The 18,895-nt window shown below is 64.0% G+C and carries 16 protein-coding genes and 3 pseudogenes; 10 read left to right on the forward strand and 9 right to left on the reverse strand.

What is annotated here, in order from left to right:
• Nucleotides 1–128: 128 nt before the first annotated feature.
• Both AC07ZS_RS03135 and AC07ZS_RS03140 read left to right on the forward strand, forming a co-directional pair.
• Entirely contained in the window at nucleotides 129–2,225 is a 2,097-nt protein-coding gene (locus AC07ZS_RS03135) for an Ig-like domain-containing protein (RefSeq protein WP_494797177.1), read from the forward strand.
• Nucleotides 2,226–3,215: 990 nt separating this feature from the next.
• Nucleotides 3,216–3,476: a helix-turn-helix transcriptional regulator gene (locus AC07ZS_RS03140; protein ID WP_494797178.1), complete on the forward strand. Its 261-nt coding sequence runs from the start codon at nucleotides 3,216–3,218 to the stop codon at nucleotides 3,474–3,476.
• 59 nt (nucleotides 3,477–3,535) lie between these two features.
• On the opposite strand, the gene AC07ZS_RS03145 is transcribed toward AC07ZS_RS03140, so the two are convergent.
• Entirely contained in the window at nucleotides 3,536–3,793 is a 258-nt protein-coding gene (locus tag AC07ZS_RS03145; protein WP_494797179.1) for a DUF2789 family protein, read from the reverse strand.
• 91 nt (nucleotides 3,794–3,884) lie between these two features.
• Between AC07ZS_RS03145 and AC07ZS_RS03150 the strand changes: the two are divergent.
• A pseudogene (locus AC07ZS_RS03150) lies at nucleotides 3,885–4,909 on the forward strand (IS110 family RNA-guided transposase).
• A 676-nt stretch (nucleotides 4,910–5,585) separates the two neighbouring features.
• Here the strand turns inward: AC07ZS_RS03150 and AC07ZS_RS03155 are convergent.
• From AC07ZS_RS03155 to AC07ZS_RS03165, 3 genes and pseudogenes are all read right to left on the reverse strand, one after another.
• Nucleotides 5,586–5,903 (reverse strand): type II toxin-antitoxin system RelE/ParE family toxin, encoded by a 318-nt coding sequence (locus tag AC07ZS_RS03155; protein ID WP_494797180.1) that lies wholly within the window; start codon nucleotides 5,901–5,903, stop codon nucleotides 5,586–5,588.
• On the reverse strand, nucleotides 5,893–6,183 hold the full coding sequence (locus AC07ZS_RS03160) for a ribbon-helix-helix domain-containing protein (RefSeq protein ID WP_494797181.1): 291 nt from the start codon (nucleotides 6,181–6,183) through the stop codon (nucleotides 5,893–5,895). The genes AC07ZS_RS03155 and AC07ZS_RS03160 overlap by 11 nt, the downstream gene beginning before the upstream one ends.
• Nucleotides 6,184–6,303: 120 nt before the next feature.
• Nucleotides 6,304–6,558 (reverse strand): annotated as a pseudogene (locus AC07ZS_RS03165) (preprotein translocase); the annotation flags it as partial.
• Nucleotides 6,559–6,726: 168 nt separating this feature from the next.
• Here AC07ZS_RS03165 and AC07ZS_RS03170 point away from each other — a divergent pair.
• Both AC07ZS_RS03170 and AC07ZS_RS03175 read left to right on the forward strand, forming a co-directional pair.
• Nucleotides 6,727–7,629, forward strand: a complete 903-nt coding sequence (locus AC07ZS_RS03170; protein ID WP_494797182.1) for a tyrosine-type recombinase/integrase — start codon at nucleotides 6,727–6,729, stop codon at nucleotides 7,627–7,629.
• Nucleotides 7,630–7,631: 2 nt separating this feature from the next.
• A complete protein-coding gene (locus AC07ZS_RS03175; RefSeq protein WP_494797183.1) occupies nucleotides 7,632–8,879 on the forward strand; it encodes a DUF1173 domain-containing protein in 1,248 nt (415 codons plus the stop codon).
• A gap of 23 nt (nucleotides 8,880–8,902) precedes the next feature.
• On the opposite strand, the gene AC07ZS_RS03180 is transcribed toward AC07ZS_RS03175, so the two are convergent.
• Nucleotides 8,903–9,211, reverse strand: coding sequence for a DUF5983 family protein (locus AC07ZS_RS03180; protein ID WP_494797184.1), 309 nt, complete (start codon nucleotides 9,209–9,211; stop codon nucleotides 8,903–8,905).
• 112 nt (nucleotides 9,212–9,323) lie between these two features.
• Nucleotides 9,324–9,899 (reverse strand): JAB domain-containing protein, encoded by a 576-nt coding sequence (locus tag AC07ZS_RS03185; protein ID WP_494797185.1) that lies wholly within the window; start codon nucleotides 9,897–9,899, stop codon nucleotides 9,324–9,326.
• A 444-nt stretch (nucleotides 9,900–10,343) separates the two neighbouring features.
• On the opposite strand from AC07ZS_RS03185, the gene AC07ZS_RS03190 reads away from it, so the two are divergent.
• The gene (locus AC07ZS_RS03190) at nucleotides 10,344–10,556 is read left to right on the forward strand and encodes a hypothetical protein (RefSeq protein ID WP_494797186.1); all 213 of its coding nucleotides are present in this window, start codon (nucleotides 10,344–10,346) and stop codon (nucleotides 10,554–10,556) included.
• Between the two features lie 810 nt (nucleotides 10,557–11,366).
• Nucleotides 11,367–12,677: a ferredoxin reductase family protein gene (locus tag AC07ZS_RS03195; RefSeq protein ID WP_494797187.1), complete on the forward strand. Its 1,311-nt coding sequence runs from the start codon at nucleotides 11,367–11,369 to the stop codon at nucleotides 12,675–12,677.
• Nucleotides 12,678–13,167: 490 nt separating this feature from the next.
• On the opposite strand, the gene AC07ZS_RS03200 is transcribed toward AC07ZS_RS03195, so the two are convergent.
• Nucleotides 13,168–13,341 (reverse strand): hypothetical protein, encoded by a 174-nt coding sequence (locus tag AC07ZS_RS03200; RefSeq protein ID WP_494797317.1) that lies wholly within the window; start codon nucleotides 13,339–13,341, stop codon nucleotides 13,168–13,170.
• A gap of 50 nt (nucleotides 13,342–13,391) precedes the next feature.
• Nucleotides 13,392–13,889, reverse strand: a pseudogene (locus tag AC07ZS_RS03205) (hypothetical protein); the annotation flags it as partial.
• Between AC07ZS_RS03205 and AC07ZS_RS03210 the strand changes: the two are divergent.
• From AC07ZS_RS03210 to AC07ZS_RS03220, 3 genes are all read left to right on the forward strand, one after another.
• On the forward strand, nucleotides 13,780–15,060 hold the full coding sequence (locus tag AC07ZS_RS03210) for a recombination directionality factor (protein WP_494797188.1): 1,281 nt from the start codon (nucleotides 13,780–13,782) through the stop codon (nucleotides 15,058–15,060). The pseudogene AC07ZS_RS03205 and the gene AC07ZS_RS03210 sit on opposite strands and share 110 nt — an antisense overlap.
• 13 nt (nucleotides 15,061–15,073) lie before the next feature.
• Nucleotides 15,074–16,399, forward strand: a complete 1,326-nt coding sequence (locus AC07ZS_RS03215) for a metallophosphoesterase family protein (protein ID WP_494797189.1) — start codon at nucleotides 15,074–15,076, stop codon at nucleotides 16,397–16,399.
• 268 nt (nucleotides 16,400–16,667) lie between these two features.
• A complete protein-coding gene (locus AC07ZS_RS03220; RefSeq protein WP_494797190.1) occupies nucleotides 16,668–17,819 on the forward strand; it encodes a YaaC family protein in 1,152 nt (383 codons plus the stop codon).
• Nucleotides 17,820–17,887: 68 nt separating this feature from the next.
• On the opposite strand, the gene AC07ZS_RS03225 is transcribed toward AC07ZS_RS03220, so the two are convergent.
• The gene (locus AC07ZS_RS03225; RefSeq protein ID WP_494797191.1) at nucleotides 17,888–18,805 is read right to left on the reverse strand and encodes an HNH endonuclease; all 918 of its coding nucleotides are present in this window, start codon (nucleotides 18,803–18,805) and stop codon (nucleotides 17,888–17,890) included.
• Nucleotides 18,806–18,895 lie beyond the last annotated feature (90 nt).

The following is an 18,895-nucleotide window of genomic DNA, read 5'->3' on the forward strand; positions in this document are numbered from 1 at the left end:
CACCGCGCAGGCCCAGATCGCCTCGACCCCCATGTTCATGGGATGCAATTTGTCGCCGCCCGATCTCCAATACCAATGCTGGGGTCTATGGATCCCCGACGACTGTCCCACGAACACATGGAGATTGCATGCGAAACAACTACAGACGGTATGCCCTGGCGGGCTTGTTGATGCTGGCACTGGCCGGCTGCGGCGGAAGCAGCGTCAACTCCGGCGCCGGTGGCGGCGGCACCGTCGATGCCCCGGCGGGCCTCACCGTCGGCGGCGTGGCCGCCATGGGCGCGGCCTTCACGGGCGCGGTCATCACCGTGGTCGACAGCCGTGGCGTCACGGTCGGCCAGAGCCAGCCCGTCGGCACGGACGGCACCTACAGCATCACGCTGGACGCGGCGGCCGTGGCGCCTTTTGTGCTGGTGGCCAACCGTGTTGACGCCAACGGTGCCGCCCAGTCGCTGGTCAGCGTGATTGCGTCGGCCAGCGCGACCACGGCCAACATCACGCCGATCACCACGCTCATCGCCTCGCGCCTGTCGCCCTCCGGCGACCCGAGCAAGCTGGCCGGCGAACTGGCCGCGGGCAATGCGGTCATTTCGGCGCAGGCCGTGGCCGACACCGTGACCGAGGTGCAGGCCATCCTGGCCCCGCTGCTCACGGCCACCGGCTCGACCGCCTTCAACCCGCTGACGGGCACGTTCAACACCGATGGCACCGGCTACGACCGCCTGCTGGATTCGGTCAACATCACCTTCCTGCCAGCCAGCTCGACCACCACCAACATCGAGATCTCGGTCAAGCAGGAAGTGGCCGAGGGTCAGCAACCCACCAGCCTGAGCTTCAGCAGCGACACGACGACCGTCACGCCCTTGCCCGTGATCGATCCGGCCACGCTCATCGCCGACGGCACCTCGGCGAAGATCACCCAGTTCCTCCAGGCGCTGACCGCCTGCTATGCCCTGCCGGCCAACCAGCGCGCGGTGGCGCCCAGCACCGTGCTGGCGGCCGAATGCCTCGACGTGTTCCACAACAACGACCCGGCGCTCTTCAAGAACAACGGCGGCACCGTGAGCAGCACCGGCGCCTTCGCCAGCCTCTTCAACCCCAACGCGGTCGGGGCAGTGTTCAGCCAGGGCAGCTACGAGTTCACCCGCGACAACGCCGACAAAGACACCGTGATTGGCTACAAGACCACCGGCCCCGATGGCAGCGAGTCCTACGACAGCTTCGTGCTGCGCACCAGCTTGGTGGACGGCAAGCTGCGGCTGATCGGCAACCAGTACCGCTTCCCCGGCCGTGTCGCGGCCTACCAGCAGCGGCGCAACTTCCTCAGCCTGGGTCAGGACGCCTACGACTACTTCAGCACGGGCTACGTGCTGGACGTGGCCAACCGCCAGCGCCCGGGCAACCTGGGCCCGGTGTTCAACCGCGTCGTCGTCACCACGCCGACCGGTGCGGTCCTCACCCTGCAACCGAGCGGCAACTCCAGCTTCCTGGGCCTGGTCAAGCCCGGCCCGACGGTCTCCGGCACCAGCTTCGTTCGCTTGCGCAGCGAATACGTGGATGGCAGCACGTCGCGTCCCCATCCGCGCAACGTCGACCCCACGCTGTTCTTCGTGGCCGATCCGGACCGCACCGAAGCCAACCTGGCCAGCGCCAGGTCGCAGGGCAGCTGGCGCTTCGAGTACTACCTCAATTTCAACGACCCGGCCACGCCCCAGGACGACACCACGGTGCCCGAGGTGCAGTACTACAAGAACCGCGCCCGTGCCCTCACCATCGCCGAGCTGCGCACCCAGGGCCTCGCGCAGTTGACGCCGGGCCTGATCGCCGAGATCCGGTCGGGCACCGAGCCGGCCGGGGTCCCGGACGCGGGACAGATCGTGTTCGTCGACGGCGACACCGGCGACATGTCCACGGAAGGCGGCGGCAACGGTTGGAGCGTGGCCGCAGGCCAGTTGCCGCCCACGCACATCACGATGTTCGGGCGCTCACCGCGCACCGGCAGCAACGCCAACTTCACCGATTCGGTCGACGTGCGATCGACGGCGCGCCGAGCTGTCGTGGCCTGCTCGCCACAGAGCGTGACGGACGACCACTGCTTCAACGGCGGCCCGGGCTACGCCGCGGGTTCGCGCCTGAGTGGCCTGCACCTCTCGGCCCGCGACGTTGCCGGGCGCGAGTACGCCAACTTCTACGCGCTCTACCAACTCAACATCGCGCCGCCCTGAAGCACAGGGGTCTTCTTCAAAGCCCCGCCTGGTCGGGGCTTTTTCGTGGTGCGCCCAGCATGGGCGCACAGCTGTGGGTGCAAGGCCCGCCACGAGCTGGTCACAGTGAGTGAAGTGAAGCGCAACTGCGTGAGGGCGACCGAGCGTGGGATAGGCAAGCGTGGAGCGCAAATAGCGAGCCGATGAACAAGAAGTGCGATGACGGTGTGCGTTCCGACTGGGGAGATCTCGCCTTGTGGGTGAAAGCCCGACGGCTTTGCCCACGAACGTGAGCGGCTGATAGACGCCAAAGTGCATCTCGACTGTGACGATGCACGCCTGCGGCCGTGCACAAGGCGTATTCAAGCAAAGCGTTGTGTAAGCAAGCGCTTGCCCGGTCTGTCCAAATAGCCGCTGACGCCTCTTTTCCGTTGAACGGTGCGATGGTGGCTTGAATTTTCGTCGGTCAATGTCGGCCACAGCGGCGATCGAAGCAATTGTGGCTGCCACAACTCCTATCTCAAACCATCCGCTGAACGCTCTGCCGCGCAGACGCCTGGGTCCGATGCGTCGCCACTGGAGAACGGGTGCGCCTGCAGCCGCTTGCCGCTGCGGTTGGATAAGGCGCAGTGCCGCAGGGTCCCGTTGCGGTCCGCAGAGAGTACAGTGACCAACGCGGGAGTGTGATCTTCATTCCACCCTGCGGTCCCTTCCACAGCATTGGGGCGTCGCAGTCGTCACCTGCCTGGCACCAACGGTACTGCCGTTGTCGTTCGCTTCACCCCCCCGCACGCGGAGGCCGTCAGGTCCAGCGCGCGGTGTTCTATGCGATTGGAACTCCGCGCACACGTGCGCCAGATTCAGCCCCATCCCCTCTGCATGCCTGGAACGCCCGCAGAGGCGAGGAGTTCTGCGTTCCTTGGCAGCGGAAGCCGTTCAGACCATTCCCCGCTGCGACAGAGCTGGTCATGCCCTCACACCGTTGGCTATTCGCCAATGAAAGGACTGATCATGCAAATTGTCCCCGTTCCCGAATCTTCCACTCCTTATGACGCCGGTATTTCGCCACCCACCTTGCCTCGATCCGGTTTCGTGCGTCAGAGGCTGCTGTTGCAGTGCATGCCGTTCTCGAAGTCCACGCTCTGGCGCTGGGTCAAAGCTGGCCTCTTCCCAGCACCGGTCCGCCTCTCGGTGGGCATCACTGCCTGGCGAGCCGAGGACATCCATCGCTGGATCGCAGAGCGAGGCGACGCGCCGAAGTGCGTGGCTTGAGGGCCGACGGAACACGAGGGAAGTGGAGCCAGCGCTTCACCCGTGGACCGCCGCATGGTTCAACTGCGCGATCGGCGCCTGACGGCGTCCTCGTGCAGCGACTCGCTCAACGGGGCCACAACAATGGACCAGGGCGCATCCGCCTTGATCTGCTCTGCGAGGAACTGTCGCTGGCCCTCGTTCCAGTACGGGGAATCGGCAACGTTCACGTCGCCAGGCAACTGGTGCCTCCTGATGAATTCGGCGATGGCTCCCTCGCTCGCTTCGAGTCCCAACTGCAGGAGCAGGTTGGTCATCCTGACGACGGCATTGTTCATTGAGCACTCCATTGCTACTGAGATGGACCCGACGCCACCCTCTGGCGAAACTGTGTGTCCCTCATCAACCGTTGAAATGCGGGGGGTCATCATGGAAATCGCCATCCTGGGGATCGACCTTGCCAAACGTGTGTTTCAGCTTCACGGAGCAGACCGCCGAGGTCAGGCGATGCACCGATCCAAAGTATCGCGCCCTGTTCTGATGGAAACGATTCGTCAACTTCGTTCACGCACCATCGCTATGGAAGCCTGCAGTTCCGCACACGACTGGGCCAGGCAGTTCCAAGCACTGGGCATTGAGGTCCAGCTCATCAGCCCCCACTACGTCAAACCGTTCGTCAAAACGAACAAGAACGACAGGAACGATGCCGAGGCCATTGTTGAGGCTGCTTGCCGCCCAAGCATGAACTTCGTACCTGTGAAATCTGTTGAGCAACAAGACATTCAGGCAGTTCATCGTGTTCGTGAGCTGTTGGTGCACCAGCGCACAGCCCTGATCAACCAGGCAAGAGGGCTGCTCGCTGAGCGCGGGATCATCATCGCCAAGTCACCTGCGGCGTTCAAACGCTCCATTCCTGACATCCTCTCGGAGCCGGATGGGAGCTGACCACGTTCTGCCAGTCCGTGCTGACCATGCTTCTTGAGCAGTTCCGGGTGATCGAAAACCAGATAAGTAGAGCCGAGGACTGGATCACATCCTTCATGAAGAACTCGGCTTTGTGCCAACGACTCGCAACCATTCCTGGTGTGGGATCCATCACGGCAACGGCAATCGTTGCGGCGGTGGGGGACGCCAAAGCGTTCAAGAATGGACGACATCTCGCTGCGTGGATCGGGTTGGTGCCATGGCAACACTCATCAGGCGGAAAGAACCGTCTGCTCGGCATCAGCAAACGCGGTGACGGCTATCTGCGGACACTGCTTATCCACGGGGCGCGATCGGTACTGATCCGTGTTGCCTGCAAATCTGATGCGCGAAGTCGCTGGCTGCAGGAATTGATTGCCCGGCGCGGATACAACCGTGCGACGGTTGCGCTGGCAAACAAAAAAGCACGGATCATTCAGACGATGTTGAGTCACGAGACCAGCTACTGCCCCGCGATGGGTGCGGCGTAGCTGCGACCGAGTTCAAAGCCACAAAAAAGGGAGAGCACCCACACTGGTTTGCGAAACCTCTTAAACGTGATGACAGAACCGGTTAGACCAGCGTTCCGGGAGCCTGTACTTCTTGTCGGCTGAGCACTCAAGCCGAACTGCTGCTAAGGATGGAACGCGCGGATCTCATCAAGGCATGCGGGCATGCATTGGCGACTGCCCATCAGCAAGCCGTATACATGTGTGCAGACCGTTGAACATCACCAAAAGGAGCTTGCAAAAGGCGTCGGGTCCATTCATGAGAAATGAATTGCGGGTGAGCCTGGGCATGTGCACGAGACCGCTGGACCCGGACGGGTTTTCAGCAATTCGGTGCGCCCCTCTTCCAATGCACGCTGGCGCGTTCGCTCCTCGGGATCACTGATCGCCAAGTGCACATCGACATCAAGCTCCGGGTTGGCAACGGATTCGTCCGTCCCGCTCTAAGCTTGGCCCAGTAACCATGGGGTGGAGCCGGTACCGCATTGCGGCGGCAAGCTTTGGCCGAGCCGACTTCGGCAATTCCAAGCGCCGAAGCCAACTTCGGTCATGGGCAGCGACCAAACGTTTTCATACAGTTCACGGCGTTCATCGGCGTCATCCTCTCCCGTCTACTTCTCGCATTGAAACCATCCTCGGTCGAGAGCGACTTTTGGGATCAGTGGCCCGCAGCACCCATGCGCTGCTCGTAGTCCAGTCCTCCGTAGTACACGCCCAGAATCGTGACCCGATGGAGGGCTTCGTCGATCGAAAAAGCAATGATGGCGTGGCCCTTGTGATGCGTCACGCGCAGCCCGGGACAAATGCCGTCTCTCGGCACACTTCGGTGCGGGAACGGCGTCAAATCTTCGCAAGTGGCGATGATCGCGTTGGTGTACCTCTCGGCAGTGAGCACAGAGTCCTTGTCGGCGATGTGCAGAAAGAGTTCTTCCCGTTGGTCATTGGCTTCCAGAGCGAAGACGACCTCATAGTGCATTTGCACTCCTCGCCCGGGCCTTTATCGCGACTGCGGCGAGCCGCGCTTTGACGTCTTCGGCGCTCACGGCGCGCGCGGGGTCTGCCTTCATGGCGTCGAACGTGGAAGCCACGCTCCCACGCAGCCACTCTTCGACGACACAGTCACGGACCAGCAGCACACACAGGCCATCGCGGATCACTTCACTGTCGGTGGCACATTCACCAGACGCTACCTTGGCGCGCACGGCCTCGGCCATGTCGTTGGGAAGCGTGATGCTAAGTTGTTGAGTGGAACGCATCAGGCTCCTTAAGGTTGTAGGATTTAGTCCTGCTGAATATTCGTTGTTTCCGCCAGTTGAGGGGCGCTCCTGAAGCATCTTTGCCCCCGAGGAGGAGCTTGATGCCAGCCTGCTCAGCACCTAGGTCTCGATCTGGTCGTGCCACTTGCGGCGCAAATCCAGCGGTCGCCGGCGGTAGTGCTTCTCAACAATGGCGGAAGATTTTTGCCCCTGGATCTGTGCCACTACGCCGATTCGAACCTCACACCATTTGGACAAAGTGCCGAACGAGCGAAGCAGTCCGTGCAATATCACGTGAGGCCGGCCGGCCGCCTTCAACGCGGTCACATGGGCAGCCTGCGGTTCGGCGATCTTTCCATCGGCGTTGTTGGGATTGGATGGAGGCCTGACGTTGAAATCCCCCGCAATCGGCCGCGATTTCGGCTGGCGCCCAGCTCCGGCCACCTGCAGCATCTGCCAATGGACTCATTGAAATGACGTGGAGCTGGTGGCGTGCGACGGCAGGACTCACCCGACGACAGCCAGAACGGACGACCGCGCACCTTGGCGCTGTCGATCGACATGCTGCGTGCCGTGCTCGAAGGTGAGACCTACGAGTCCGTCGCTGCCGAACATGGTGTGAGCCGCACGGCGGTGGAACGCAGGATCAAAGGGGTCGCCGTGCATGTGGCGGGCACGGCCGGCATCGACGGGCTGAACGCCGACGGTGCCAGTTTCGTGCGTCGGCTCCGATTGCATCGCGTCGCGATACTTGGTGCGCTCGAGCGGCTCTCAGAGATCGAACCGGCGCCCGGGCGCAGCGTGCGTATTCTCTCGGACGAGGAGATCGCCGCTGGTGCGCTGCGCATCCGTGGGCGAAGCCAGCAGCCGCTGGAGGATCTGGCGCTGTACCTGGTGCTGCTGGCCACGGGCGCACGTCCGTTGGAGATCGCTCGCCTCGAAGTGCGGGACTACGTGAACGCCGATGGAAGCATGCGCGCCATCTCCGAATTCCGCGCGGAGGTGGCTATCACCGGCAGGGCACGTCCCTTGTACTTCCACAGCGCGCAGCTCACGCAGGCACTGGACGCCTACCTCGCGGACCGTGTCGCGGTCGGCGGGGGGCTGGGCGCGCCAGGGAAGTACCGCGGCCTCGATCCCCACAGCCGGCTGTTCCTGTCGCAAAGTGGCGCAGGCTTCGAGATCCGACCGTATGGCGAGAACGGCCAGCGGCGATTCAGATGCCGTGCGATCCAGGAAACCTATCGAAAGCTCCTCCGGTACGCGGAGCTCAAGCAGGTCACCGCCTTGACGGTGCGCCATACCGTCGCCGATCGTCTCTACTCGCGCGGGGCGGACGAGTCCCAGGTCGGCCTGCTGCTCGGCATCGCTGACCGAGGTGCGGTGCGCGAGCAGTTTCCCCGGCGGCTGCCCAGCCTTGATGCCCTGACCAGCGAACTGGTGTAGCCGTGGTGGCCGATGACCCTCATGATCCTGGGCCTGAAGCGCAGCGGTTCGCGATTCGGGGCAAGGTCTGGGACGCAACCGATCCCGCCCTGCAGGACGCCCTGGCCCAGATCCACGAGACGGCCGAGAGGCCGCGCTGCCTGTGCGTGCCACGCGGGGTCGAGATGTATGTGGCGCGTCACCACCGGTACCTGGTCAAGCGCATGCCCGAGAGCGGGAGAGAACATCACCCCTCTTGTCCTTCCTACGAGCCCGAGGGTGCCCTGTCCGGGTTGGGGGATCTTGTCGGGGAGGCGGTGCTGGAGACCCGGCCGGGCCGTGTCGAGCTGCGGGTCGATTTCCCGTGGGCCCGCGTCAACGGCCGTGCGATCGCACGCGGCGAAGCGTGCGATCCGGGCGAGATCGCGGTGCCACGGCGTCGGATGTCGCTGCGTGCCGCTCTGCACTTCCTCTTCGAGCGTGCGGGGTTCAACCGGTGGACGCCCGCGATGGCCGGGCGTCGCAATCAGGGCGTCCTGCACAAGTACCTGCTCGAGGCGGCTCAGGAGATCGAGATCAAGGGCACGCCGCTGGCCGAGCGGCTCTACGTGCCGGAGCCGTTCAACGAATCCGCGAAAGCCGAGATCGCGCGCCGCCGCCGGGACAAGCTGGCGATCCTGCAGCCGCGGGATGGGAGCGCACCGATGGCGCTGGTGATCGGCGAATTCAAGGGGAGCGAGCGAGGAGATCACGGTTGCCGGGTCTGGGTCCGCCACATGCCGGATGCGCCCCTGCTGATGGACGCTCGAAGCTGGGACCGGCTTGCTCGCTCGCATGCGGCACTGTTTGAAGCGCGCGATGCCGATTCGGGCCACCGCGTGCGCCTGATCCTGGCCGCACTGATCCACGCGCGGCGCGAGTTCACCTACGAGATCGACGTTGCCACCGTGATGCTGGTCAGCGAGCAGTGGATTCCGGTCGAAGGGGTGCATGAGATCCCGCTCATCGGGGCGCTGGTCGAGCGGCAGCGGCGCTTCGTGAAGCCGCTGCGCTACGACGCCTTGAGCGCGGCGCCCTTCCCGAATGCGCTGCTGCTCGACTGCGGCGCGGCGCCCGTCGGCTTGCACATGAGCAGCGAGTTCCTGCATCCGAAGGACCGTGCGATGAAGGAGAGGGCGCTGCATGCCGCAGGGCCTGGGGCCTGGTGCTGGCATGCCGGCGATCCGATGCCGGCCTTGCCTACGAGCACCCACGGCCCCTCTCGGTCGTAGGATCCGCTTGGCGGCTGGGCGGGTCAGGCTGCAGACCCTCGGCTTCGGAACACCGGCAGTCCGCGAATGACGGGCGCTTCGCAGTCGAACTTGAGCCAGATGATGCCGGCCTGTTCGGCGGCCTCGAAAATCGGCGCCAGGTCGGCTTCGGCCGGATGCCGGTGGCGGGGCGCCCCGACGTAGACGAAGCCTCCGAAGTCCGTCGGGTAGGCGTTCACCGACAACTCGTCTTCTTGAAGGCGTTGTCGCGTGTCCGGTGTGAGGTGCGACAGCGACAGGGCGGCGAGCGACTCGGCCTGCTCACGCAGGCCCTCAATACAGTCAGGTTCCATGTGGTACTCCTTGTGCGAAGTGCCTGGCTCCGCCACCGGTGGGATGCGGTGGGCCCGGCCTCCTGAATAACTCCCTTCGATTCAACGTCGGCAGGTCGAAATGTGGTGGTCGTCAGACCAGACCGCGCTCGGCCATCGACAGGAACTGATCCCCGGCGACCACGAAGTGGTCGATGACCCGGACATCCACCAGCATCAAGGCGCTCTTGAGCGTGGCGGTGAGCGTTTCGTCCGAGCGGCTCGGCTCCGGCACTCCACTGGGGTGGTTGTGGGCGAACGCCACGGCTGCCGCGTTGCGCGCCAGGGCGGCCTTCACGACCTCTCGAGGATAGACGGATGTCTGGGTCAGGGTTCCCCGAAACATCACCTCGGCATCCAGCAGGCGGTGATGCGCGTCGAGAAAGACGACGAGGAAGACCTCGTGGTCCAGCCCCGAGAAGCGCAGTGCCAACCAGTCGCGCAGGCTCTGCGGCCGATCCATCAGCGGTGCAAGGCTGAGATCGCGTTGAAGGTCGCGCAACAGCAACTCCTTGGCAAGGCCCAGCAACTGCCGCAGCTGGTCTTCGCGTGGCGAGCAGAGGCCCGCTGCGCCGTCGCGGGCCAGCGCTGTCGGACCTGGCGAGGTGCGCGAAGCGGTACAGAGGAACTCGTCGACCAGAGCCTCGCGGCTCAAGACGGATAGATTCATGGCGGTCTCCATGCAGAAAAAAGGTGGAGACGCCTCTTCCCTCGGGGACGGCGTCCCCGGTGGGAAATGGGTGCACAACGAGAGTCGGCACGGTTTTCAGGGCAGGTAACGCCTGCGACGCCGGCACGTGGCCGGGGAGCCTTTACGCTGAAAGGCAACACCTGCGCAAGTGTGATCCACGAATGCCAGCGCATCAAGCGGATTGCCCACATCGTCCCGGGAATGCACGCGTGGCTGGTCGCTTTGCAGTGGCGAATGGCGCGGCGATGTTGCGAGGTCGTTACGCTGCGCGAACTCATGGGCCGCTGTGGATGGGCACGTGAATCTGCAGACAGTTCCTGCTGTCACCCGGGTGACGCCATAGATATTTTTTCCGATGCATCGAGGAACTCGAACACGGCACCCGCCGCTTGCGCCAACATGGAGGCCTACGAGGTAGACACCATGATCCGCCTGGGCTCCCAGATTCGACTCACTCGCAAGGAAATCGACCAACTTCACTGGCTGACCGACATCGAGCCAGCGGGCATCCGCACACTCGCGGACCTGGATGCCTATGTGGCGAAGTGCAAAGCCCACTACTGGGGCGTGTCGCTCGACACGCAGTTTCTTCACTGGGCGATCGACGAGGAGGTCACGCGCTGCCTGTCGGCCTGAACACGGCTGCGCCGGCACGATGAGGCCGGGGTGGCGAGCATGCCGTCCGGTTGCGTGTCCGCCGCGAGGCACGCTGGTGTCGGGGACCGGATCGATTCCTGCCCCCGCTGCTCGTATGGCCCCGCACGCGATGTCGCCTGCGATGCGTGAGGATGAGGTTGTCAGAGGCGCCGCACGCATTCGGCTGCAAAGCCATCACCATCTGAAGGACACGACCCTGCTTTTTTCTTCTGCTGGCCACAGGCGTTCGGCCCGTGGAAGTCGCGCGACCCGAGATCGAGGATTGCTTGAACAGAGAGGGGACGGCGCGCCGCGCATCAAGCCTGCGTGCGGACTCCGCGCTCCTTGGGCGATCGCGTCCCCTGTATTTCAGGAGCGGCAGGCTCGACGAAGCCATGGATGCCTACCTTGATCTATGGATCCGCCGGGGCTGGGCTTGAGTAGCGTCGCAGCCTAGCGCGGCCTTGCGCCCGCAAGCCGCGTGATGACGAAGAACCCCGGCAGCGCCGCGATCAAAAGTCGCTCCTGATTGGAAACCAGCCAGCCCTGACGCCCGCTGTGCGCTTGAAGGCCTGCCGGAGAAGTTTTTAGTGGCTCGGCTATCGGAAGGTCATTCGTTAACCCTAGCCCTTGACGCCTCGTCCACGCGCGGCGGAGGCGGTCGGCCGGCTGGCTGAAGCAGGTTTCCAAACCCATCAGTATGGCCTTTGATTTGCGTCAATCTCCGGTCCATCTGAGCGGCCGGTTGTGGTGTAGCGTCTGATCATCCGTTGCGTTGCCACGGCCGCACCCCAAGCCAGGAGGTCCCAATTGAGGCGCATTCATCTGTTCTTCGCAGGAGTTTTTGTCATCACGCTGATTCTTGGGATCACGGCTGAGGCGCCACGCTGGCTGGACGCTCCCGGGACTCGCCGCGCCGGCGACGCCTTCATGCAAGGGACGGGCGTTCTCGCCATCGTCTTGATGAGTCTGTCGCTCATCCTGGCGGCGCGGCCCCGTATCGTCGAGCCGTGGATGGGTGGTCTGGACAAGATGTATCGCCTGCACAAATGGCTGGGTATCGCTAATCTGATCGTGGCCGCTATCCATTGGCAGGCCTATGGCTTCGTCGGGGGTGGCGAGGCAGAAGCGCCGTCGGCCATGCCCGCCAGAAACTGGGAAGGATTGCTGCCTGCTCAGCATGATCTGGCGGTGTTCATCGGCGATCAGGCGTGGAAATTCGTGCTGGTCCTCAGTGTTCTGGCGCTGGTCAAGCGCTTCCCCTATCGGTTGTTTTTCAAGACGCATTGGCTGTTCGTGCCGACCTACTTGGTCCTGGTCTTTCATACGGTCGTGCTCCTCGACAGCCGTTACTGGGCGACGCCACTGGGCCCGGTGCTCGCTGTCTTGGTCGTGGCGGGTGCCGCGGCCGGCATCATCTGCCTGCTGCGCAGCTTCCAGGTGGCGGACGACCGGACGATGGGCGAGATTGTCGGCCTGACCTATCACGAAGCCGTAAGAACGCTTTTGGTCGAGATGCAGCTCGACGGTCGCTGGAAGGGACATCAGGCGGGACAGTTCGCCTTCCTGACGATGGATTCCGACCGCGAGCCGCACCCCTTCACGATCACCAGCGCGTGGACCGGGGACGGGCGTATTTCCTTCCTCATCAAGGAGCTTGGCGACTACACCAACGGGCTGGCGAGCCGGCTGAAGGTCGGCGACGCGGTGAAGGTCGAGGGCCCGTGGGGCCGGTTCGACTTCAGCGGCGATGCGCCGCGCCAGGTCTGGATCGGCGGTGGCGTGGGCGTCACGCCCTTCATCGCGCGCATGCAGCAACTCGGCCATAGTCCGGACGGTCGCCCGGTGGATTTCTTCCTCTCGGTGCCGACTCCTTACCCTTTTGGTGACGATTTCCTCCGCCATCATGCGCAGGCGGCCGGAGTCAACCTGCACCTGCATTACAGTGATAGCGACGGCTTTCTGAGCGTCGAACACCTGCGGCAAAAGATCCCGCGACTGGCCGAGGCCGACATATGGTTCTGCGGACCGGCAGCGCTGGGGAGCTCACTGAAGAAGGGCCTGCAGCCATTGGGCGTGTCGAACGCGCGTTTCCATCAGGAGCTGTTCGAGATGAGATGATGGCGCCAGGGTTGCGCCTCGTGATGCTCTAACCCGTATGGGAATCCCCCCGGCCCTGCCGGGGAGGCAGTAGCAGGTTGACCTTTTCGCAAGTCCATCGTGACTTTCGCCTTCGTGAGCCACCACGCACACGAAAGGTCAAGAAACGACCTGATTGGCAAGCGGCCTCAGCATGGCTCACGCCGTGAGCCTCGTAGCTCGACTCACCGCCGATCTCGCGCGCTTGCGTCCGGTCAATGAGAAGCTCGTCGGACCCGCTGAGGTACGTTGCCAATCAGGAAGGCGCTTGAGCACGATGCTGTGCCACTTGCGCTGAGGCAGCTTCCATGTGCGTGGGCGCAACGCCCGGTTCGATCCGCATTTCGGCATCCACTGCGTCTTGACGGCGCGGCGCGCGCCATGGCCCGGTAGCCCTCGGCCACCTGCGCCAGCGGCAGAGTCAAATCGAACACCTGTCCAAGATGAATAGTACCGTCCAGCGTCAGCCCGATCAGGTGTGGCAGGTACTGGCGCACCGGTGCTGGGCCGCCGTGGGGTGCACGTGCTCGAAGAACAGTTCCTCGCCCTTGATTTCCACGCCATGGGGCACGCCCACGTAGCCCACATGGCCGCCCACGCGCGTGGCGTGGATCGCTTGCCACAGGGATTCCTGTGTGCCCCGCATTCGATGGCACCGTCCACGCCCAGGCCGTTCGTCATGTCCTGGATGCGAGCCACTCCTTCAGCGCCGCGCTCCTCCACGATGTCGATGGCGCCAAGGGTTCGTGCCAGTTGCTGGCGCGACGCATGGCGGCTCATGACGATGATGCGCTCAGCCCCCCGCTGCTTGGCGGAGAGCACGGCCAGCAAGCCCACCACACCATCGCCCACCACGGCGACGGTGGATCCGGGTGGCACCTGAGCCGCAGCCGCGCCGAACCAGCCCGTGCCCATCACGTCGGACAAGGCCAGCAGATCGGGCAGCATCTCTTGCGAAGGCATCACCGGCGTGGCAAAAAATGAGCTGCGAGCGATGGCCGGAGGGAATGCAAGGGGTTGAAGGGGCCTATTGGGGGGAGAGCATGAAGCGTCCAACCACAGACGTCTCATGAAGGAGTGTCCAATGGCAAACGCTATCGTCAAGGTCCACGGCGGCTCGCCCGTCCCACCCACGCTGTTGGGGCAGTTGGCCCCACGCATCCCCACCGGCGGCAAGATCCGGCCAGGCATCATGGTCCTGACCCGCAAGGCAGCCGAGCGGCCCGAGGCCAGGGCGATCTACGCCCGGGGCGTGGCCGAGGGGCAATCGTTCGAGCAGATCGAGCGGACGATCGCCGATGCGATTCCCCAGCTGAAGGCGCCGCTGGTCCCACGGAACGTGCCGTGGTTCACGGTGCGCGCAGCGGACTTCCCCAACCCGGAGATGGCCAGGGACATCCTGGACACCTACGGAGAAGACCGCGGCCAGGGCCACCGGCTGTACCGTTTCCCGGTGGTGTTTCCGTCCGACCACTGGCAGACCGTGATGCCGCACGAACTGGCGGCATGGGGCACGCACGAGAAGCGCTTCTGGTCTCAGTACGCGCCCGACGGCCAGGTGCGCCACTGCATGCGCCATGCACCCGTGCCGGTGGACGACACGGGCAGGCGCACGATCCGCATCTTCGGCGGGCGCAAGGCGGTGCCGCGCGAGGAGAACGGCGGCATTTGCGATCCCGAGTCCTGCCACGAATACCAGGCGCGGCAATGCAACCTCGCGGGCCGCTTCCTGTTCTTCATTCCTGGCATCCGCTCCATCAGCGCACTGGAACTGCCGACCACGAGCTTCTACGCGATGAGCGCGGCCATCCAGCGCTTCCAGGCCATCGCCATGATGCGTGGCGGACGCATCTCCGGCTTCCTGGGGCGGGACCACACCACGTTTTTCCTGACCAAGATCCTCAAGGATGTTCCGCACATCGACGAGCAAGGGCGGGCGGTGCGGGTGCCCCAATGGATCATCGAACTCGAGGCGCCTGTGGACGTGACGGCGCTGCTGCGCGATCAAGAGGACGAGGAGGCGGTGCTCCGGCAAGCGCAGCTTTCCACGCACGTGCTCGAGGATCGGCCGGTGCCAGGCGAGGACCCCATGGACGGCGCAGTTCCCTCGTTCACGGATGGCATGAGCGACGACGCTGGACCCGCGCAGCCTGGACGGTCAACCCTGAAGCAGGTGTTGGCAAGGGTCGAGGCGATGGGCATCGCAGCGGAGCGCTACGGCATCTATGCGGACCGCCGCTGGGGCCGAGGGTGGCGGATCAATCCGCACGGCCGCGGCCGCGCCTGGGACGAACTGGAGCGGTACGGCCGGGATCCGGATGGTTACGTTGACAAGATCGAGACCGAGCTCAAGCTCAGTGCATGAAGGAGGCCGCGTCATGCGCATCGCACATTTCTCCGATCTTCACTACGGGACCAAGACCTTGGCCGAAGCCGACCGCTGCTTCTGCGCCGCCATCGACCAGGCATTGGCGCTGGGTGTGCAGGCTGCCGTCATCTCCGGCGACGCGACGGACCACGCGCTCGATCTGCACGCGCCGGCCGTAGCTCGGCTGGTGGCCCAGGTTCGCCGCCTTGCCGATCGCTGCCCCGTCCTGATGCTGCAGGGCACCTACTCGCACGAGCCGCCCGGCACGCTCGACATGTTCCGGTCGGTCGGCGGGCGGCACCCGATCCATGTGGCCGACAGCATTCAACAGGTCGCGCTGACGCAGCGCTGCGGATGGATCCGGTCGCCGCAATGGCACTTCGAAGCGCTGCCGGCGGACACGGTCGCACTGTTCTCCTGCCTGCCCACGGTCAACAAGGCCACGGTCGCGGCAACGGTCGGATCGGCCCAGGCTGCGTCAGCGGTGGGCGAACATCTCGCGCGCCTGCTGCTGGGTTTTGGCCCGGCGAATCGGCTCGCGCGATCGGCGGGCCTGCCGACCATCGGTGTGTCCCACGGGACGGTGTTCGGCTCGGTCAGCGAGCACGGCGTTCCGATGGCCGGCTTCGACCACGAGTTCACGACGGGCGCCCTGTTCGCCGCTGAAGCGCAAGCCTTCATGCTCGGCCACATTCACCGTCACCAATTCTGGGACCAGGTCGGCAAGGTGGGAAGACAGCTTGTCGCCTATGCCGGGTCCATTGGTCGCTTCCACTACGGCGAGGACGGCGATAAGGGCTTCCTGCTATGGGACGTGGATGCGGCTTCCGCGAGCGCCGCCTTGGTCCCGACGCCTGCGCGGCGGACCGTCGACATCGTCTTCGAAGGTCGGCCCGATCTTGCAGCGCTGCGCGAGGCGTTGGAGCAGAAGGACGTGTCCGGTGCGAGCGTTCGCGTGCGGTGGACGGTCGGGGAAGAGGATCGCAGCGCCGTGGACCGCGATGCCATCCAACGCATGTTGGCAGGTGCCGCTGAGACGAAGCTCGAAGGGCGGATCGTCCCTGTGGTGCGAACCCGCGCAGCAGGCATCTCCCGGCTATCGAATCTCGCCGACAAACTGCGTGCGTGGGCACGGATCTCGGATGTGAATGCCGAACCCCTGCTGGCATGCTTGGCTGAACTGAGCGAAGAGTCACCGGATGACATTTCGGAGCGTTTGCTGCGCGGCGAAGGTAGCCGCACTGCAGATGCCGAATCGGCAGTTCGCGAGCGCTTGCAACCGGGGCCGCATTCGGCGGCCGATCCTCTGGAGGAGGCCGAGGCTTCGATGATGTGAGGGAGTGCACGCGTGTATCCATCCGGTCGCTGGTCGGTGCCTTTCACTCGATCCGGCAGTCGAAAGGATCCAGGCCGACAGACTCCCACCGCGCAGCGGTTGGTCCGAGCAATGCTATGCCGAGCGTTGAGGTTTTTTTCGTGTCGAACCTCAAAGAGGTGCTGCGCTTTCCAGTGCCGTTCAGAGGGGCGCGCGACCGGGGCTTATACTTGAAAATCATGACCGCGTTCGCTCTATTCCGCATGGGGGTACAGGAACCCCGCTCCCAATGAAGCTACCTGCGGCTCGGGCCGGCGAGCGGTTGCGGGTGAACAGCAAGCTGATCCCATTCAGCTTCTGGCCGACCAAGGTCGGACCCAAAGGCAATGCCAGCCTCCAGTCGCTGCTGTTCACGCTGGACCCATGGGCACTGATCGACCAAGCGGTCAAGGCGAACTGCCCGGCAAGCGCGCGCTCCGAGGCTCTTGCCTGCATTCGCCAGGCGCGCGACTTCTACGAAGGCGCCACCGACACGCAGCGCGTCTCGGCACGCCCATTGGCGCTCTACTACTGCTTCATGAACTTGGTCAAGGCGTTCTGCCTGACAAGGGGCACGCGAACAACGTTCGACAAGGCGCAGCACGGCATGTCGGAGATGCTGCGCGCTCCTGGGAATCGCGAACTCGTTGACGCATTCCTGCGTGCTTTTCCCAGTCCGAATGCACATGGGAATCTCCAGAATTTTTCGGAGTTCATGAATGCGTTGGGCGGCGCTGGATTGCCCGCGCAGCACGATTACGACGTGACGGTGCTGCTGCCACAGATCTTGCCCGGACACCGCCTCTGGTCGTTCGCCACGAACAAGAAGGAGCGTTTCGTCGCGGTGCACGACATCCATACCTTCGTGAACAAGCCGACGCGCGAACTCTGGTTGTGCTTCTACTTCGTGTCGGATGATCTGTCGCGCATCGGTGTCAGCGCGGCCAATTTCCTGACGGAGTCCGGATTGGCTCCTGCCTTCGCGCCAGTGACCTGCCAGGAGCTGGACGGTGCCGGTCGGGCGTTGATTTGCTTCCAGCAGGTGGCGCCCATCGTTTGCCCTAACACCAAGTACGCCAACTCGTTGGAGGCGCTTTTCTCCGTGGTGCGGTCGAAACTGTGGGCGACCGTGTCGACAATTCCGCCGTATCGCAGGCACTACGTGTATCTGCGGCCAGCCGCCGAGGCGGCGCACACCTTGCCACAGCTCTTGTCAATTTACGCCCTGGCCTACTACCTGGGGTCGATCACGCGCTACAGGCCCCATCACTTTCCGTCCATCACGGACGGCGCGTTTGGCCCGCGCGTGCAGGACTTCATTACGGGGCAGCCGCAGCAGTTCCTGTACTTGCTGGCCTCAGAGTTTTGCCGCAGAGAAATCGCCAAACCCTCCATCATCTAGGGGATTCAGGCACGCTGTAGTCGGCCGGTCATGGGGCGGTCATGGGCCTGGCATGGCGCAAAGTCTGTTCAACCACTCGTGGCCAGGCGGGCTTTTCGGAGCAGGAAGCGCCCGAAATGCCCCGCCAGATAGGCCTCAAGCCGACGCGCCGCGCTGGGGGAGAGTTGCGCAGCACGCAACTGCATGCCCGGCGTCAGCCCGAGTCGGGCCGCATCGGAACGGGCGATGGGTGCGATCACGCTGCGCAGCTCTCCACGCTGCAGATCGAAGCTCAGCAGGTGCCGGTCGAACAGCTTGTCGGCATGCGTGGCCAGTAGCAACCCATTGGCGGGGTCGAGACGCTCTTCATTGGATGAGTCGCGCCAAGGCTTGATGTGGGACGCAATCAGCAGTTCGGGCAGTGCAATGCCGGTGAGCGCGCAGACCTCGCCGCGTCCCCAGAGGCGTGTCACATCGGCTCGGAAGCGTCCCTGCCCGATGCGTGCCTGGATGAACGCTTCGCGTTGGGTGGCGTCGGGGACGGTCCGCTCGATCTCCGCCAGGTCATCGGCTAGCTCGTTGGCGGCCGATTGGCCAAAGCCTGCCAGCAGGGCGTCGAATCGCTCCTTGTAGTCCGGCTCGATGGGCAGCGGGTTGAAGTTCTGCCCGCTTGAGAAGAAGCGGTGGACTTCCTGGCGGTCGTACCACGGTGCTTGTTGCAGCGGAATCGGGGCATCGGGCACGCGGATCGCGGACATCGAGAGCCGGTACTGGAATGTCGCTGGTTGTCCTTTGAGGTTCATCAACTCGAAGGGGCCGTCGATGCGGCGGTGAATGCGGAACAGGCCTTCGAGCGAGTAGTCCTTACCACCACCGATGGTGTCATCGCCGGAGACGACATACACCTGGTCTCCCTCCCGAACCGTCGTGTTGTTGGTGTGGTAGCTGTGCAGGCTGAACGGACCGAAGTGGTGGGTGAGGTGGTACGCAAAGAATGTTCGGCTCAAGTCGTTGTTCTTTCATGATCATTGACTATGCAAAGCATAGCGGACTCGAATGCAGCGACCTTGAAGGTCTCAATGGGAGCGAGAGACTGG

The organism is Hydrogenophaga sp. GW456-12-10-14-TSB4, from assembly GCF_059424305.1.

Coding starts and splice junctions, on each gene's coding strand:
- AC07ZS_RS03135 (WP_494797177.1), top strand. CDS start 129: ATGCGAAACAACTACAGACGGTATGCCCTGGCGGGCTTGTTGATGCTG.
- AC07ZS_RS03140 (WP_494797178.1), top strand. CDS start 3,216: ATGCAAATTGTCCCCGTTCCCGAATCTTCCACTCCTTATGACGCCGGT.
- AC07ZS_RS03145 (WP_494797179.1), bottom strand. CDS start 3,793: ATGAACAATGCCGTCGTCAGGATGACCAACCTGCTCCTGCAGTTGGGA.
- AC07ZS_RS03155 (WP_494797180.1), bottom strand. CDS start 5,903: ATGCACTATGAGGTCGTCTTCGCTCTGGAAGCCAATGACCAACGGGAA.
- AC07ZS_RS03160 (WP_494797181.1), bottom strand. CDS start 6,183: ATGCGTTCCACTCAACAACTTAGCATCACGCTTCCCAACGACATGGCC.
- AC07ZS_RS03180 (WP_494797184.1), bottom strand. CDS start 9,211: ATGGAACCTGACTGTATTGAGGGCCTGCGTGAGCAGGCCGAGTCGCTC.
- AC07ZS_RS03185 (WP_494797185.1), bottom strand. CDS start 9,899: ATGAATCTATCCGTCTTGAGCCGCGAGGCTCTGGTCGACGAGTTCCTC.
- AC07ZS_RS03190 (WP_494797186.1), top strand. CDS start 10,344: ATGATCCGCCTGGGCTCCCAGATTCGACTCACTCGCAAGGAAATCGAC.
- AC07ZS_RS03200 (WP_494797317.1), bottom strand. CDS start 13,341: ATGCGGGGCACACAGGAATCCCTGTGGCAAGCGATCCACGCCACGCGC.
- AC07ZS_RS03210 (WP_494797188.1), top strand. CDS start 13,780: ATGGCAAACGCTATCGTCAAGGTCCACGGCGGCTCGCCCGTCCCACCC.
- AC07ZS_RS03215 (WP_494797189.1), top strand. CDS start 15,074: ATGCGCATCGCACATTTCTCCGATCTTCACTACGGGACCAAGACCTTG.
- AC07ZS_RS03220 (WP_494797190.1), top strand. CDS start 16,668: ATGAAGCTACCTGCGGCTCGGGCCGGCGAGCGGTTGCGGGTGAACAGC.